11 protein-coding genes are annotated in these 15,041 nt (G+C 65.4%); 7 read left to right on the top strand and 4 right to left on the bottom strand.

Translation table 11 applies throughout. The features are described 5' to 3' along the window. The first annotated feature begins 178 nt into the window (after positions 1 to 178). Positions 179 to 3,046 carry a valine--tRNA ligase gene (locus BFD71_RS34280; RefSeq protein WP_069268668.1) on the top strand — a complete coding sequence of 956 codons (2,868 nt, stop codon included), beginning with the start codon at positions 179 to 181 and terminating at the stop codon, positions 3,044 to 3,046. A gap of 78 nt (positions 3,047 to 3,124) precedes the next feature. Then, positions 3,125 to 4,006, top strand: a complete 882-nt coding sequence (gene galU, locus BFD71_RS34285; protein WP_028208043.1) for a UTP--glucose-1-phosphate uridylyltransferase GalU — start codon at positions 3,125 to 3,127, stop codon at positions 4,004 to 4,006. Between the two features lie 83 nt (positions 4,007 to 4,089). On the opposite strand, the gene BFD71_RS34290 is transcribed toward galU, so the two are convergent. The 4 genes from BFD71_RS34290 to BFD71_RS34305 all read right to left on the bottom strand — a co-directional run bounded on the left by BFD71_RS34290 (position 4,090) and on the right by BFD71_RS34305 (position 7,428). Further along, entirely contained in the window at positions 4,090 to 4,317 is a 228-nt protein-coding gene (locus BFD71_RS34290) for a sulfurtransferase TusA family protein (protein WP_069268700.1), read from the bottom strand. Between the two features lie 106 nt (positions 4,318 to 4,423). Then, the gene (locus BFD71_RS34295) at positions 4,424 to 5,491 is read right to left on the bottom strand and encodes a Gfo/Idh/MocA family oxidoreductase (RefSeq protein WP_069268669.1); all 1,068 of its coding nucleotides are present in this window, start codon (positions 5,489 to 5,491) and stop codon (positions 4,424 to 4,426) included. A gap of 31 nt (positions 5,492 to 5,522) precedes the next feature. Further along, positions 5,523 to 6,545 carry an inositol 2-dehydrogenase gene (gene iolG / locus BFD71_RS34300; protein ID WP_069268670.1) on the bottom strand — a complete coding sequence of 341 codons (1,023 nt, stop codon included), beginning with the start codon at positions 6,543 to 6,545 and terminating at the stop codon, positions 5,523 to 5,525. Further along, positions 6,538 to 7,428 carry a MurR/RpiR family transcriptional regulator gene (locus BFD71_RS34305; protein WP_069268671.1) on the bottom strand — a complete coding sequence of 297 codons (891 nt, stop codon included), beginning with the start codon at positions 7,426 to 7,428 and terminating at the stop codon, positions 6,538 to 6,540. Before BFD71_RS34305 ends, iolG begins: the two co-directional genes overlap by 8 nt. Positions 7,429 to 7,703: 275 nt before the next feature. On the opposite strand from BFD71_RS34305, the gene BFD71_RS34310 reads away from it, so the two are divergent. The 5 genes from BFD71_RS34310 to iolD all read left to right on the top strand — a co-directional run bounded on the left by BFD71_RS34310 (position 7,704) and on the right by iolD (position 15,012). Continuing rightward, on the top strand, positions 7,704 to 8,765 hold the full coding sequence (locus tag BFD71_RS34310) for a sugar ABC transporter substrate-binding protein (protein ID WP_069268672.1): 1,062 nt from the start codon (positions 7,704 to 7,706) through the stop codon (positions 8,763 to 8,765). 237 nt (positions 8,766 to 9,002) lie between these two features. Next, the gene (locus BFD71_RS34315) at positions 9,003 to 10,166 is read left to right on the top strand and encodes an ABC transporter permease (protein ID WP_069268673.1); all 1,164 of its coding nucleotides are present in this window, start codon (positions 9,003 to 9,005) and stop codon (positions 10,164 to 10,166) included. Positions 10,167 to 10,179: 13 nt separating this feature from the next. Continuing rightward, positions 10,180 to 10,989 carry an ATP-binding cassette domain-containing protein gene (locus BFD71_RS34320; protein WP_069268674.1) on the top strand — a complete coding sequence of 270 codons (810 nt, stop codon included), beginning with the start codon at positions 10,180 to 10,182 and terminating at the stop codon, positions 10,987 to 10,989. Between the two features lie 37 nt (positions 10,990 to 11,026). Next, positions 11,027 to 13,042, top strand: a complete 2,016-nt coding sequence (locus tag BFD71_RS34325) for a bifunctional 5-dehydro-2-deoxygluconokinase/5-dehydro-2-deoxyphosphogluconate aldolase (protein WP_141710892.1) — start codon at positions 11,027 to 11,029, stop codon at positions 13,040 to 13,042. Then, entirely contained in the window at positions 13,039 to 15,012 is a 1,974-nt protein-coding gene (gene iolD / locus BFD71_RS34330) for a 3D-(3,5/4)-trihydroxycyclohexane-1,2-dione acylhydrolase (decyclizing) (RefSeq protein ID WP_069268675.1), read from the top strand. Before BFD71_RS34325 ends, iolD begins: the two co-directional genes overlap by 4 nt. Positions 15,013 to 15,041: the final 29 nt, after the last annotated feature.

Raw genomic sequence — 15,041 nt, forward strand, 5'->3', positions numbered from 1 at the left:
GTGCGCACGCACGCTGCGGCTTGGGTGACCCAAGCGGCACGCCTCGCGCGCAGAACGCCCGCACGACGGCCCGCACCATGGTCCGCCCAGTGCTCCAGCCCGGCTGGCGCGTCGGCTCCGGCAGGACTTCCCCTTATAATCCAAGGTTTCCGCATCCTTTTTTCGGCAGATTCCACCCATGAGCGACAGCACGCTAGCGAAAAGCTTCGAGCCCCAGACGATCGAGGCCCAATGGGGCCCCGAATGGGAGCGTCGAGGCTACGCCGCCGCGACCTTCGAGCCCGGCCGCAACAATTTCTCGATCCAGTTGCCGCCGCCCAACGTCACCGGCACGCTGCACATGGGGCACGCGTTCAACCAGACGATCATGGACGGCCTCACGCGCTACCACCGCATGCTCGGCGACAACACGCTGTGGGTGCCGGGTACGGACCACGCGGGCATCGCCACGCAGATCGTGGTCGAGCGCCAGCTCGACGCGCAGAAGATTTCGCGCCACGACCTGGGCCGCGAGAAGTTCGTCGAGCGCGTGTGGGAATGGAAGCAGCAGTCGGGTTCGACCATCACGGGCCAGGTGCGGCGCCTGGGGGCGTCGATCGACTGGTCGCGCGAGTACTTCACGATGGACGACAAGATGTCGACCGCCGTGCGCGACGTGTTCGTGCGCCTCTATGAACAGGGCCTGATCTACCGCGGCAAGCGCCTCGTGAACTGGGACCCGGTGCTGGGCACCGCCGTTTCGGACCTCGAAGTCGTGAGCGAAGAGGAAAACGGCAACCTGTGGCACCTGCGCTATCCGCTCACGGACGGTTCGGGCCACCTCACGGTTGCGACCACGCGCCCGGAAACCATGCTCGGCGACACGGCCGTGATGGTCCATCCGGAAGACGAGCGCTACGCGCACCTGATCGGCAAGACCGTGACGCTGCCGCTGGCCGATCGCGAGATCCCCATCATCGCCGACGAATACGTGGACCGCGAGTTCGGCACGGGCGTCGTGAAGGTCACGCCCGCGCACGACTTCAACGACTACCAGGTGGGCCTGCGCCACGGCCTGCCGATGATCGAGATTCTCACGCTCGACGCGAAGGTCAACGACAACGCGCCCGCCAAATACCGCGGCCTCGACCGTTTCGAGGCGCGCAAGCAGGTCGTGGCCGACTTCGAGGCACTCGGCCTGCTCGACTCGGTCCAGCCGCACAAGCTGATGGTGCCGCGCGGCGACCGCACGGGCGTGGTGATCGAGCCGATGCTCACGGACCAATGGTTCGTCGCGATGACGAAGCCCGCGCCCGAGGGCACCTTCAATCCCGGCAAGTCGATCACCGAAACCTCGCTCGACGTGGTGCGCAGCGGCCAGATCAAGTTCGTGCCGGAAAACTGGACCACGACCTACTACCAGTGGCTCGAGAACATCCAGGACTGGTGCATTTCGCGCCAGCTCTGGTGGGGCCACCAGATCCCGGCGTGGTACGGCGAGAACGGCGAGATCTTCGTCGCGAAGAGCGAGGAAGAGGCGCGCGCGCAGGCCGAAGCCAAGGGCTACACGGGCGCACTGAAGCGCGACGAAGACGTGCTCGACACGTGGTTCTCGTCGGCGCTCGTGCCGTTCTCGTCGCTCGGCTGGCCTGCGGATACGCCCGAACTGAAGGCCTTCCTGCCCTCTTCCGTGCTGGTCACGGGCTTCGACATCATCTTCTTCTGGGTGGCGCGCATGGTCATGATGACCACGCACTTCACCGGCAAGGTGCCGTTCGACACGGTGTACGTGCACGGCCTCGTGCGCGACGCCGAAGGCCAGAAGATGTCGAAGAGCAAGGGCAACACGCTCGACCCGATCGATATCGTCGATGGCATCGACCTCGAAGCGCTGGTCGCCAAGCGCACCACCGGCCTCATGAATCCCAAGCAGGCCGCGACCATCGAAAAGAAGACGCGCAAGGAGTTCCCGGAGGGCATTCCCGCGTTCGGCACCGACGCGCTGCGCTTCACGATGGCTTCCATGGCCACGCTCGGCCGCAACGTGAACTTCGACCTCGCGCGCTGCGAAGGCTATCGCAACTTCTGCAACAAGCTCTGGAACGCCACGCGCTTCGTGCTGATGAACTGCGAAGGCCACGACTGCGGTTTCAGCAAGCCGGGCGCATGCCAGCCGGGCGATTGCGGCCCCGGCGGCTACACGGACTTCTCGCAGGCCGATCGCTGGATCGTCTCGCTCCTGCAACGCGTGGAAGCCGAAGTCGCGAAGGGCTTCGCGGACTATCGCTTCGACAACGTGGCCAACGCCATATACAAGTTCGTCTGGGACGAATACTGTGACTGGTACCTGGAACTGGCCAAGGTGCAGATCCAGACGGGTACGCCCGAGCAGCAGCGCGCCACGCGCCGCACGCTGCTGCGCGTGCTGGAAACGGTGCTGCGCCTCGCGCACCCGGTGATTCCGTTCATCACCGAAGCGCTGTGGCAGAAGGTGGCGCCGCTCACCGACGCGTACCCCGAGGGTGCCGCCGAAGGCGCAGCATCGATCATGGTGCAGCGTTACCCGGTGGCGCAAGCAAAGAAGATCGACGAAGCCGCGGAACAGTGGGCCGCCGACCTGAAGGCCGTGATCGACGCGTGCCGCAATCTGCGTGGCGAAATGGGCCTCTCGCCCGCCACGAAGGTGCCGCTGCTCGCCACGGGCAACGCCGAGCGGCTCGCGACGTTCGCGCCCTATGCGCAGGCGCTTGCAAAGCTTTCGGAGGTCCAGATCATCGCCGACGAAGCAACGCTCGACGCGGCCTCGGCAGGCGCGCCAGTTGCTATCGTAGGGACGGACAAACTCGTGCTGAAGGTGGAGATCGACGTCGCCGCCGAACGCGAGCGGCTGTCGAAGGAAATCGCCCGCCTCGGCAACGAGGTAACGAAGTGCACGGCCAAGCTCGGAAACGAGAGTTTTGTAGCGAAAGCACCGCCCGCAGTCGTTGAGCAGGAGCAGAAAAGACTGGCAGAATACCAGGCAACGCTGGACAAGCTGACCGCGCAACTCACGCGGTTGCCGGCCTGAGCGCCATATCGGCCAAAGGCTGTAACGCGTCGCGCCGCACCCGCGGCGTCACACGAGCACCAGGACAGGGACAAAGACATGCTGAAAGTGACAAAAGCGGTATTCCCGGTAGCGGGCCTCGGCACGCGCTTCCTTCCGGCCACGAAAGCCAGCCCGAAGGAAATGCTGCCCGTGGTCGACAAGCCGCTCATCCAGTACGCGGTCGAAGAAGCCGTGGCTGCGGGCATCACTGAAATGATCTTCGTGACCGGGCGCAGCAAGCGCGCGATCGAGGACCATTTCGACAAGTCGTATGAGATCGAAGCCGAACTCGAAGCGCGCGGCAAGGCCAAGCTGCTGGAACTGGTGCGCAACATCAAGCCGAACAACGTCGACTGCTTCTACGTGCGTCAGCCCGAGGCGCTCGGCCTTGGCCACGCCGTGCTGTGCGCGGAAAAGCTCGTGGGCGACAACCCGTTCGCCGTGATTCTCGCGGACGACTTGCTCTACGGCACGCCGCCCGTCATGCAGCAGATGGTCGAGGTGTTCGACCACTACCATAGCTCGGTGCTCGGCGTGGAAGAGATCCCGCCCTCGGAAACGCGCTCGTACGGCATCGTCGACGGCAAGGAGTGGGAAGACTCGATCGTCAAGCTCTCGGGCATCGTCGAGAAGCCGGCGCCGGAAGTCGCACCGTCGAACCTCGGCGTGGTCGGCCGCTACGTGCTCAAACCGCGCATTTTCGAGCATCTGAAGTCGATCAAGCCGGGCGCGGGCGGCGAGCTGCAGCTCACCGACGCGATCCAGTCGCTGCTCGCCGACGAGCAGGTGCTCGCCTACAAATATCACGGCACGCGCTTCGACTGCGGCAGCAAGCTCGGCTACCTGAAGGCGACGGTGGAGTTCGCGCTGCGCCACCCGGAAGTCGGCGCGGATTTCGACGAGTATCTGCGTACGCGCAAGCCGGTGCTGGAAGGCTAGGGGCCCCCGCTGAGACTCCCGCTCAGCGCAAATGAAAATGGCCCGCATTCTCATGCGGGCCATTTTTTTATCTGCCAATGCGCCTAGCGCCGGCGAATCAGGAACACGAACGTCTTGTCCTGCTGCGAGCTTTCCACGATCTCGTTGCCGGTTTGCTTGGCGAAAGCGGCGAAATCGCGCTGCGAGCCGGGATCGGTCGCGAGGACCTTGAGGATCTGGCCGCTTTCCATGTCGGCGAGCGCCTTCTTGGCGCGCAGGATCGGTAGCGGGCAGTTCAGCCCGCGCGCATCCACTTCCTTGTGAACCTGAATCTGCATCGGGGTTGGATCCTTCGGTGGCGCACCGTCACGGCGTGAGACGGCGCTGGCAATAGCGTCGATTTTACCGCAGCCACGCCAGCCGCCGCTTGCGTCCCGATCACGGCACGGCTGACAGCGTGACCGCCGCCCCCGTATGCAGCGATTCGCGCAGCGCCTGGCCGATGCGCGTGGCCTCCAGGGCGTCTTCGAGCGTCGCGCCGAGGCTCCCCGCCTGCGTCCGCCCCGCCTTGCGTGCCGCCACTTCGGCGACGAACGCCTGCGCTTCGTTCAGGAACGCCTCTTCGAAACGGTCGAAGAACGTGGGCGTGCAAACGCTGCGCACGCCGGTCGAATCGTAGACATCGACGCGATTCGCGCGCGGGATGCGGCCGATCGCGAGCGCGCCCGCCGTGCCGATCACCTCGCTCGACGTGTCGTTGCCGTGCGCCATCGTGCGCGAGGCGTAAAACATCGCGAGTCGGCAGCCCTCGAACTCGCAGATCGCCACGCCGTTGTCCACGTCGCCCGATTCGCGCAGCCCTTCGTGCAGCGCGATTGCGCCTGCGGCGTACACGCGTGTGGCGCGCGGCTTGCCGAGCAGCCAGCGCGCAACGTCGATGTCGTGAACCGTGCAGTCGAGGAAAATGCCGCCCGAAGTCGGCGCGAAGCGCACGAAAAAGCCTTCGGGATCGTTCAGATCGCAGGTCTGCGAGCGCACCAAAAAAGGCTTGCCGATCGCCCCCGCCTGCACGCTTGCGTAGGCATCCTGATAACTTGGATCGAAGCGGCGCATGAAGCCGATGGTCACCTGCCGGTCGGCATGACGACGCGACACGTTCACCACCCGCTCGCATTCGGCCACGTCGAGCGAGAGCGGCTTCTCGCAGAACACGTGCTTGCCCGCTTCGAGCGCCTGCACGATCTGCTCGGCGTGCAATGCCGAAGGCGTGACGAGCCACACCGCATCGACCGCTTGATCGGCCAGCAAATCGGCGTACTCGCCATACAGCCGCGCGGCGGGCAGCGCCTCGCGCGCCCACGCGAGATCCGCTTCCAGCGGACTGCACGCGGCCGCGAGCGTTGCACCCGGCACGCGATACGCCAGGTTCTGCGCGTGCCGCCGCCCCAACCGCCCAAGTCCCGCCACGCCCACGCGCAACGGCTGGGCACGATCGATTGCCTGCATCCTTGCTCTCCTCGCTTGATCTGCGCTCGCTTCAATCGCCCAGCGTCACGACACGGCCCTCGCGCCACGACAGCGAGGCAGCTTCGGCCAACTCCAGCGCTTTCAGGCCGTCGGCGACCGAGGTGCGCACCGGCACGCCCTGCGTCACGGCTTCGTGAAAGTGCGCCATTTCGCGCGCATAGGCCGCGCGATAGCGTTCGAGGAAGAACGCCTCGGGCACGTCCTGCGCGACAGCGGTCTTCGACCACGCGACCACCTCGGTCGGCTGCATGTTGCCCGCCTGCAGCATGCCCTCGCTGCCGAGCACCTCGAAGCGCTGGTCGTAACCATAGGCCGCGCGCCGCGCCGTGTTGATCTGGCAAAGACGCCCGCGCTTCGTGCGAATCGTCACCGCCGTCGAATCGATGTCGCCCGCGTCGGCAATCGCCGGGTCGGACAGGCAGCTGCCTGTGGCATGCACGCTCACCGCTTTGTCGTCGAGGATCCAGCGGAAGATGTCGAAGTCGTGGATCAGCATGTCCTTGAAGATGCCGCCCGAGTGCTTGATGTATTCGACGGGCGGCGCGCCAGGGTCGCGGCTCGTGACGATCAGCATTTCCGGCGTGCCGATCTCGCCTGCATCGAGGCGCGTCTTGAGCGCGGCGAACGTGGGATCGTAGCGGCGCTGGAAGCCGATCATGGCCACGACGCCCGCGCGCTGAACGGCTTCTGCGCAGGCGCGCGCGCGCTCGATGGTCAGATCGACGGGCTTTTCGCAGAAGATATGCTTGCCCGCTGCCGCCGACTTGAGGATCAGTTCGGAGTGCGTATCGGTGCTCGAGCAAATTACCGTGGCGCCGATCGAAGCGTCGCCGAACGCGGCGTCCACATCCACGACCTGCGCGCCGTGCTGTGCGGCGAGCGCGGCGGCGGCTTCGCGATTGACATCGATCACGTACTTCAGACGCACGCCCGGCTGGCGCGCGAGATTGCCCGCATGAATGCGGCCAATGCGCCCCGCGCCGAATACCGCCACATCCAGCGTTGTCGCTGCGCCGCTTGCTGCACTAGTCATCGTATCCTCCGGTGTCGGTCGATTCTTCCACGTTGAGTTCGAGCCGGTACGCAAGCGCAATGAAGAGCGCCTGGCACAGGCAGAAGGTGCTGGTGAGCGAGCGGAACGCGAACGCGCTCCCTTCCTTCACATAGAGCTGCGCGTTCGCGTGGCGCGCGAGCGGCGAAAGCTGGCTGTCGGTGATGACGAGCGTCCTGGCGTGGTGCTGCTGCGCCACCCGCAGGCAGTACTGCGTTTCTTTGCCGTAGGGTGCGAAGCTGATGGCGATCACCACGTCGCCCTTCTTCACGCCGCGAATCTGTTCGTGGTACATGCCGCCGAGCCCCGAGACGAGGTGCACGCGCTTGCGCGTGTGCTGCAAGGCATAGACGATGTAGCTCGCCACCGGAAACGAGCGGCGCACGCCGATCACGTAGATGTTGTCCGCCTGCTCGAGCATCTTCACGGCTTCGTCGAACTGCGCGCCGTCCAGGCCGGCTTCGAGTTCGTCGAGCCCGCTGCGGCACGCGCCGATGAACTCGCGTGCCACGGCGCCGCCCATGTCCGGGCTCGCTTCGCCTTCCTTGGCGTCGATCAGTTGGCGAATGCGCTGCTGATAGCTCGTGGCCGAGGCGCCTTGCCCCGCATAGGCCTGACGGAACACGGCCTGGAGGTCGGAGAAGCCCGAGAAGCCGAAGCGCTGCGCAAAGCGCACCACCGCCGAAGGATGCACGCCGCAGCTCGCGGCAATGTCGCTCGTACGGTCCATCATCACGCTCGCGCGGTGCTGCTCGATGTAGGTCGCGATGCTTTTCAGCTGACGCGGCAGCGCCTCGTAATCGTGGGCGATGCGCTGCATCAATTCGTCTACGCCTGCTACGGCGTCGGTTGTGTCATCCGCCATGATTGTTTTCCTCGGCTGGTTGCCGCACTGCCGCAAAGCCTTACCAGGCTTCGATTCCACGGCATGCCGACGGAGCCGATTATAGGCAGCGCGTCACACGAATGGAACAGATTTTCCATTTTTATTTGTAATGAAATTTTCGTTGCAAGTCGCGAGGCGATGTCCTACTCTTGTCGATGAGCGCGGCAGCTGGTGCAGGTAACAAGCGGCATGTCAAAAGCGCGGCTGCGGCATTCACCCCAAGAACGAACGACAGACCGAGAAAGGTGGAGACAATGACTCAACGCAAGGGCAAGACCATGCTCCGGAGGTTGGCCGCAGTGCTCGCGCTGGCAGCGGGCGTCACAGGTGCGAGCGTGCTCAGCGCGCAAACGGCGCAAGCCGCCGACGGCCATTTCGTGCTGATCAGCCACGCGCCCGATTCCGACTCGTGGTGGAACACGATCAAGAACGCCATCAAGCAGGCCGACGAAGACTGGAACGTCGAGACCGACTACCGCAATCCACCCAACGGCGACATCGCCGACATGTCGCGCCTGATCGAACAGGCCGCCGCGCGTAACTACGACGGCGTGATCGTGACCATCGCCGACTACGACGTGCTCAAGAGCTCGATCGGCAAGGTCACGCAAAAGAAGATTCCGCTCGTGACGATCAACTCGGGCACCGAGGAACAGAGCGAGAAGCTCGGCGCGATCATGCACGTGGGTCAGCCCGAATACGTGGCGGGCCACGCAGCCGGCGAAAAGGCCAAGGCCGCGGGCGTGAAGTCGTTCCTGTGCGTGAATCACTTCGCGACCAACGCCGTGTCGTTCGAACGCTGCCGCGGATTTGCCGATGCGCTCGGCGTGGACTACAAGAGCTCGACAATCGACTCCGGCCAGGACCCGACGGAAATCCAGTCGAAGGTGAGCGCGTATCTGCGCAACCATCCGAACACGGGCGCGATCCTCACGCTCGGCCCGGTGCCGGCGGCCGCCACGCTCAAGGCGATCGACCAGATGGGCCTCGCGGGCAAGATCTACTTCTGCACGTTCGACTTCTCGGATGACATTGCCAAGGCGATCCGCGCAGGCACCATCCAGTTCGCGATCGACCAGCAGCCGTACCTGCAGGGCTACATCCCCGTGGCCGTTCTCGCGATCGTGAAGAAGGAGCACACCACGGACCCGCAGAAGATCCGCCAGATCCTCGAAGCGAATCCGAAGTTCAAGCAGCGCCTTGAAACCTATGGCCTGCAGCCCTCGTACGGTCCGAAGAACATCCGCTCGGGTCCGGGCTTCATCACCAAGGAGAATCTCGACAAGGTCGTGAAGTACGCAGGTCAGTATCGCTAAGCATTTTTTGTCAGCCACGCGCGGCGGTGGCTAGCATCTTCCGATGCCCATCGCCTCTCGCCAGCCTCGCCGCGCGCCATTCACCGTGTTGCTTCTACTGCAAGGCAGTCGCTTGTGGGGAATGCGCTCGGGTATTTGAGCCAACGCAGACGCGAATGCGCCCGCCACGGCCGATCGCCTTGCACAAGACCAGCGTAAGGCGCTAAAGCACCAACTCTGGTCGATACAGGAGACATCATGGGTGTAGCCGGCAAACACTTCCCCTCGCACGCTCCGGAGAGCGGCGCGCAAGACGCGCCCACCCCGCAGCCAGGCGCCAGCGACGAACGCGTGCGCCGCGAATCGTGGTTCGGCCATCTGCTCGGCCGCCCCGAATTCGCCGCGATTTCCGGCACCGTGCTGGTCTTCGCCGTCTTCGCGATCGGCGCGGGCGGCTCGGGCATGTTCGATCTCGACGGCGTGATGAACTGGTCCCAGGTCGCCGCCTACCTCGGCATCCTGAGCGTCGGCGCGTGCCTGCTGATGATCGCCGGCGAGTTCGACCTCTCCATCGGCTCGATGATCGGCTTCGCCGGCATGATGGTGGCGATCCCCACGATGTACTTCCACTGGCCCATCGCGCTTTCCATTCTGTTCGCGTTCGTGGGCTGCACCGCGCTCGGCGCGCTCAACGGCTACCTCGTAATGCGCACGCGGCTGCCTTCGTTCATCGTCACGCTCGCGTTCCTCTTCATCCTGCGCGGCCTGACGCTTGCGCTCTCGATCATGTTCGCGGACCGCACGATCGTCTCGGGCGTGGGCGACGTGGCCAAAGCCGACTTCGTGACCAACCTGCTTTTTCATGGCACGGCGTTCAAGGGCCTCTTCGTCGCGCTTGCGCATATCGGCATCGGCAGGATGCTCGAAAACGGTCAGCCGCTCGTGCCCGGCGTGCCCAAGGTGATTCTCTGGTGGTTCGCGCTCGTGGCGATCGGCGCATTCGTGCTCGCCAAGACGCGCTACGGCAACTGGATTCTCGCCGTGGGCGGCGACGCCAACGCCGCGAAGAACGTGGGCGTGCCCGTGAAGCGCGTGAAGATTTCGCTCTTCATGCTCACCGCGTTCTGCTCGTGCCTGTTCGCCGTGCTGCAGGTGTGCGACATCGGTTCGGCCGCTGCCGACCGCGGGCTGCAGAAAGAATTCGAAGCGATCATCGCCGCGGTGATCGGCGGCACGCTGCTCACGGGCGGCTACGGCTCGGTGATCGGCGCGGCATTCGGCGCACTCATCTTCGGCGTCGTGCAGATCGGCATCACTTACACGAACATCGATTCGGACTGGTTCCGCGTGTTCCTCGGCGTGATGCTGCTCATTGCCGTGCTCTTCAATCACTATGTGCGCCGCCGCGTCGCGCAATCGTAAGCCGGAGGCTCAAATGTCCGACACTCAAAACACCGCAGACGGCGACACGATTCTCGCGCTCGAGAATGTCAGCAAGTACTTCGGCAAGGTCATCGCACTGAACGGCGTCACATTGCGCTTGAAACGCGGCGAGGTGCACTGCCTGCTCGGCGACAACGGCGCGGGCAAGTCCACGCTCATCAAGACACTCGCCGGCGTGCACCAGCCGACCTCCGGCCAGTACTTCGTGGACGGCAAACCCGTGATGTTCGATTCGCCGAAAGACGCGCTCGATCTCGGCATCGCCACCGTCTACCAGGATCTCGCGCTAGTGCCGCTGCTTTCGGTCGCGCGCAACTTCTTCATGGGCCGCGAGCCGCAAAAGAAGCTGTTCGGCTTCATCAACGTGATGGATCTCGATTCGAGCGCCGCGATCGCGAAGGACCGCCTCGCCGGAATGGGCATCAACGTGCGCGACCCGCATCAGGCCATCGGCACGATGTCGGGCGGCGAGAAGCAGTGTCTCGCGATCGCACGCGCCATTCACTTCGGCGCACGCGTGCTGATTCTCGACGAGCCGACCGCCGCGCTCGGCGTGAAACAGAGCTTCAACGTGCTCAAGCTGATTCACGCCGCACGCGCAAAGGGCATTTCGGTGATCTTCATCACCCACAACGTGCACCACGCCTACCCCATCGGCGACTCGTTCACGCTGCTCAATCGCGGTCGCTCGCTCGGGACCTACACGAAGGACACGATCAGCAAGAACGAAGTGCTCGACATGATGGCGGGCGGTGCGGAGATGCAGAAGATGATCGCCGAACTCGACGGCGCGACTATCTGAGCACGAGCGCACGGCACAGCTCCCAACAGGAATACACATGGCCCTGACTCATTCAACCCCGCCCCGTTCCACCCCAGGCCGTTTCGCCGCCGGCCGCAGCCTCGACATCGTCTGCCTCGGACGCCTGGGCGTCGATCTCTACGCTCAACAGGTGGGCGCGCGGCTCGAAGACGTCTCCACCTTCGCGAAGTATCTGGGCGGCTCCTCGGCGAACATCGCCTTCGGCTGCGCGCGTCTGGGCCTGAAGTCGGCCATGCTCACGCGCGTGGGCGACGACCATATGGGGCGCTTCCTCGTCGAAACGCTCACGAAGGAAGGCTGCGACACGAGCCATGTGCGCGTGGACCATGAACGCCTCACGGCGCTCGTGCTGCTGGGCCTGAAAGACCGCGACACATTCCCGCTGATTTTCTACCGCGAGAACTGTGCCGACATGGCCGTCGATGCGGGCGACTTCGACGAAGCCTTCATCGCCTCCTCGAAAGCGCTGCTCATTACCGGCACGCACTTCTCGACCGAACAGGTGAATCGCACGAGCCTCACCGCACTCGACTACGCGCGCCGCAACAACGTGCGCACCGTGCTCGACATCGACTACCGTCCCGTGCTCTGGGGCCTAACCGGCAAGGCGGACGGCGAGACGCGCTTCGTCGCGAGCGAAGGGGTGAGCGCGCATTTGCAGCGCATCCTGCCGCATTTCAATCTCGTGATCGGCACCGAGGAAGAGTTCCGCATTGCAGGCGGCAAGGAATCGCTCGTCGATGCGCTCAAGCGCGTGCGCGAAGTCACGGAAGCGACGCTGCTCGTCAAACGGGGGCCGCTCGGCTGCCAGATCGTGGAAGGTGCGGTGCCCGTCTCGATGGACGATTTGCCCATGCAGCGCGGCGTGGAGGTCGAAGTACTCAACGTGCTCGGGGCGGGTGACGCTTTCGCCTCCGGCTTTCTTTCGGGCTGGCTGCGCGACGCCTCGCTCGAAGACTGCGCGCGCTCGGCCAACGCGTGCGGCGCCCTCGTCGTCTCGCGGCACGGCTGCGCGCCCGCCATGCCGACGCCCGTGGAACTCGACTACTTCCTGCGCGAAGCGGCCGCCGACCCCGTACGCATGCGCCGCCCCGACCGTGACGCGACGCTCGCGCGCCTGCATCGCGTGACACCCGCGCGCAAGCGGCACGACGAAGTGCTCGGCTTCGCGTTCGATCATCGCAACCAGTTCTTCGATCTCGCGCAGCAAACCGGCGCTAGCGAAGCGCGCATTTCGTATCTGAAGAATCTCTTCGTCGAAGCGGTCGCGCAGACCGAACGCACGCTCGGCTTGCAGGGACGCATCGGTGTCCTGATCGATGACCGCTACGGCCAGGATGCGCTCAACGCCGCAACCGGCCGCGGCTGGTGGATCGGCCGCCCGGTCGAGTTGCCGGGCTCCGTGCCGCTCGTGTTCGACCATGGCCGTTCGATCGGCACGACGCTCGCGTCCTGGCCCATCGACCACACGGTGAAGTGTCTCGTGCAGTTCCATCCCGACGAGCCCATCGAACAGCGTCTCGAACAGGAAGCGCAACTGCGCGCGCTCTACGACGCCACCCAGGCGAGCGGCCACGAACTGCTGCTCGAAGTGATTCCGCCGAAGCTTAACGGCAAGCCGAACGCGCCCGATACGGTCTATCGCGCGCTCAAGCGGCTCTACAACATCGGCCTCTATCCGGAGTGGTGGAAGCTCGAACCGACGGGCGCCGCGCAATGGCGCGAGATCGACGCGCTGATTGCCGAACGCGACCCGTATTGCCGCGGCGTCGTGCTGCTCGGACTCTCCGCGCCGATCGACCAGCTCGTGGAGGGCTTTCGCGCGGCGGCCGTCTCAAATACCTGCCGGGGCTTCACAGTGGGCCGCTCGATCTTCTATGAACCGAGCCTCGCCTGGCTCGCAGGCGAAATCGGCGACGACGAGGTGATCGCCCGCGCGCGCCGCGCCTTCGAAACGCTGATCGGCGCGTGGCGCGCCGCGCGCACCGACGCTCGAGGGGCGCACGACAATCATGAGGAGAAGGCGGCATGAATCAACGCATTGCTCCTGGCGACTACGCCGCGCAGGAAAGCGCGCAGAACGCAGTACCCGCGGCGCACACGAGCACCGTGCGGCTTACGGCGGCGCAGGCGCTCGTGCGCTATCTCGCTGCGCAGCGCGTGGCGAGCGAGGACGGCTCAGGCCGCACGGAGCCGCTATTCGGCGGCGTGTTCGCGATCTTCGGTCACGGCAACGTGGCCGGCATCGGGGAAGCGCTTTATCAGTATCGGCACGAACTGCCCACGCTGCGCGCGCACAACGAGCAGGCCATGGCGCACAGCGCGATCGCCTATGCCAAGGCGCACTTTCGCCGCCGCATGATGGCGGTGACGACCTCGATTGGCCCCGGCGCGACGAATCTCGTCACGGCGGCCGCGCTTGCGCACGTGAACCGCTTGCCGGTGCTGCTGTTGCCCGGCGACATTTTCGTGTCGCGCGAACCCGATCCGGTGCTGCAGCAGATCGAGGATCTGCATGACGGCGGCCTCTCCGCTAACGACGCGCTGCGCCCCGTCTCGCGCTACTTCGACCGCATCGTGCATCCCGCGCAGTTGCTCACCGCGCTGCCGCGCGCGCTGCGCGTGCTCACCGACGCCGCGCTCTGCGGCCCCGTCACGCTCGCGCTGCCGCAGGACGTGCAGGCCATGGCATGGGACTATCCGGCGAGCTTCTTCACGCCGCGCCTCGTGACATTCCACGCCCCAGCGCCTATTCAGACCGAGATCGACGCGGCGCTTATGCAGTTGCATCGCGCGAAGCGCCCGCTCATCGTCGCGGGCGGCGGCGTGCTCTATTCGCGCGCCTCGCAGGCCTTGCAGACGCTTGCGGCCTCGCGCGGCATACCCGTGGCCGAAACGCAGGCGGGCAAAGGCTCGCTCGCGTGGGACGACCCGCTCAACGTCGGTGCGCTCGGCGTGACGGGCTCGCCCGCCGCCAACGAACTGGCGCGCGACGCCGACTGCGTGCTTGCCGTGGGCACGCGTTTGCAGGACTTCACGACCGGCTCGAACTCGCTCTTTGCGAACGCGCATGTGATCGGCGTGAACGCCAACGGCTTCGACGCGCTCAAGCACGACGGCCTCGCCGTGCAGGCCGACGCGCGCCAGGCGCTCGCTGCGCTCAACGACGAACTGATCAACTGGCGCGCCGACGCGAACTGGAGCGCCCGCGCCCAGCGCCTCGCGGGCGACTGGCGCGCGAGCATCGAGCGCCTCACGCACGCGCCGCAGGAACGCAACCGCCTGCCCTACGACGCCGATGTGATCGGCGCCGTGCAGCGCTCTTCGAGTCGTTCGTACACCGAAGACATCGTCGTCTGCGCGGCCGGCACGCTGCCCGCCGAGCTGCACAAGCTCTGGCGCGCGGGCCAGCCCGGCGCCTATCACGTTGAATACGGCTACTCGTGCATGGGCTACGAGATCGCGGGCGGCCTGGGCGCGAAACTTGCGCGGCCCGATCGCGAGGTCATCGTCATGGTGGGCGACGGCAGCTATCTGATGATGAACAGCGAGATCGCCACCTCGGTCATGCTGGGCGCGAAGCTCATCATCGTCGTGCTCGACAACCGCGGCTACGGCTGCATCAACCGGTTGCAGCAGGCTTGCGGCGGCGCGCCGTTCAACAACCTGTTCAACGATTGCGCGCAAGGGCCGCTCGGCGCCCCTCGCATCGATTTCGCCTCGCATGCGCGCTCGCTCGGCGCGCAGGCCGAGCACGTGGCGAACGTCGCGGAACTCGAAGCGGCGATGCAACGCGCGCGCGCTTCGTCGCGCACTTACGTGGTCTCCATCGACACCGACCCCGCGCGCACGACGGAGGAAGGCGGCTGGTGGTGGGAGGTCGCCGTGCCCGAGGTGTCCACGCGCGCCACCGTGCGCGAGGCGCGCGAGCGCTATGAAGAGCAGGTCGCGCAGCGCAGCGGACGCGCGCAAGCCAGCGACGACGAATCCGGCAACGCATAACGGCTCTGACGACACAGACATCGAGGAGC

Source organism: Paraburkholderia nodosa (assembly GCF_001718195.1).
In the GTDB taxonomy this organism is placed as follows: domain Bacteria; phylum Pseudomonadota; class Gammaproteobacteria; order Burkholderiales; family Burkholderiaceae; genus Paraburkholderia; species Paraburkholderia nodosa_A.

Bases quoted from the DNA above. Each gene is read 5' to 3' on its own strand.
- BFD71_RS34280 (WP_069268668.1), top strand. From the start codon at position 179: ATGAGCGACAGCACGCTAGCGAAAAGCTTCGAGCCCCAGACGATCGAG.
- galU (WP_028208043.1), top strand. From the start codon at position 3,125: ATGCTGAAAGTGACAAAAGCGGTATTCCCGGTAGCGGGCCTCGGCACG.
- BFD71_RS34295 (WP_069268669.1), bottom strand. From the start codon at position 5,491: ATGCAGGCAATCGATCGTGCCCAGCCGTTGCGCGTGGGCGTGGCGGGA.
- iolG (WP_069268670.1), bottom strand. From the start codon at position 6,545: ATGACTAGTGCAGCAAGCGGCGCAGCGACAACGCTGGATGTGGCGGTA.
- BFD71_RS34305 (WP_069268671.1), bottom strand. From the start codon at position 7,428: ATGGCGGATGACACAACCGACGCCGTAGCAGGCGTAGACGAATTGATG.
- BFD71_RS34310 (WP_069268672.1), top strand. From the start codon at position 7,704: ATGACTCAACGCAAGGGCAAGACCATGCTCCGGAGGTTGGCCGCAGTG.
- BFD71_RS34315 (WP_069268673.1), top strand. From the start codon at position 9,003: ATGGGTGTAGCCGGCAAACACTTCCCCTCGCACGCTCCGGAGAGCGGC.
- BFD71_RS34320 (WP_069268674.1), top strand. From the start codon at position 10,180: ATGTCCGACACTCAAAACACCGCAGACGGCGACACGATTCTCGCGCTC.
- BFD71_RS34325 (WP_141710892.1), top strand. From the start codon at position 11,027: ATGGCCCTGACTCATTCAACCCCGCCCCGTTCCACCCCAGGCCGTTTC.
- iolD (WP_069268675.1), top strand. From the start codon at position 13,039: ATGAATCAACGCATTGCTCCTGGCGACTACGCCGCGCAGGAAAGCGCG.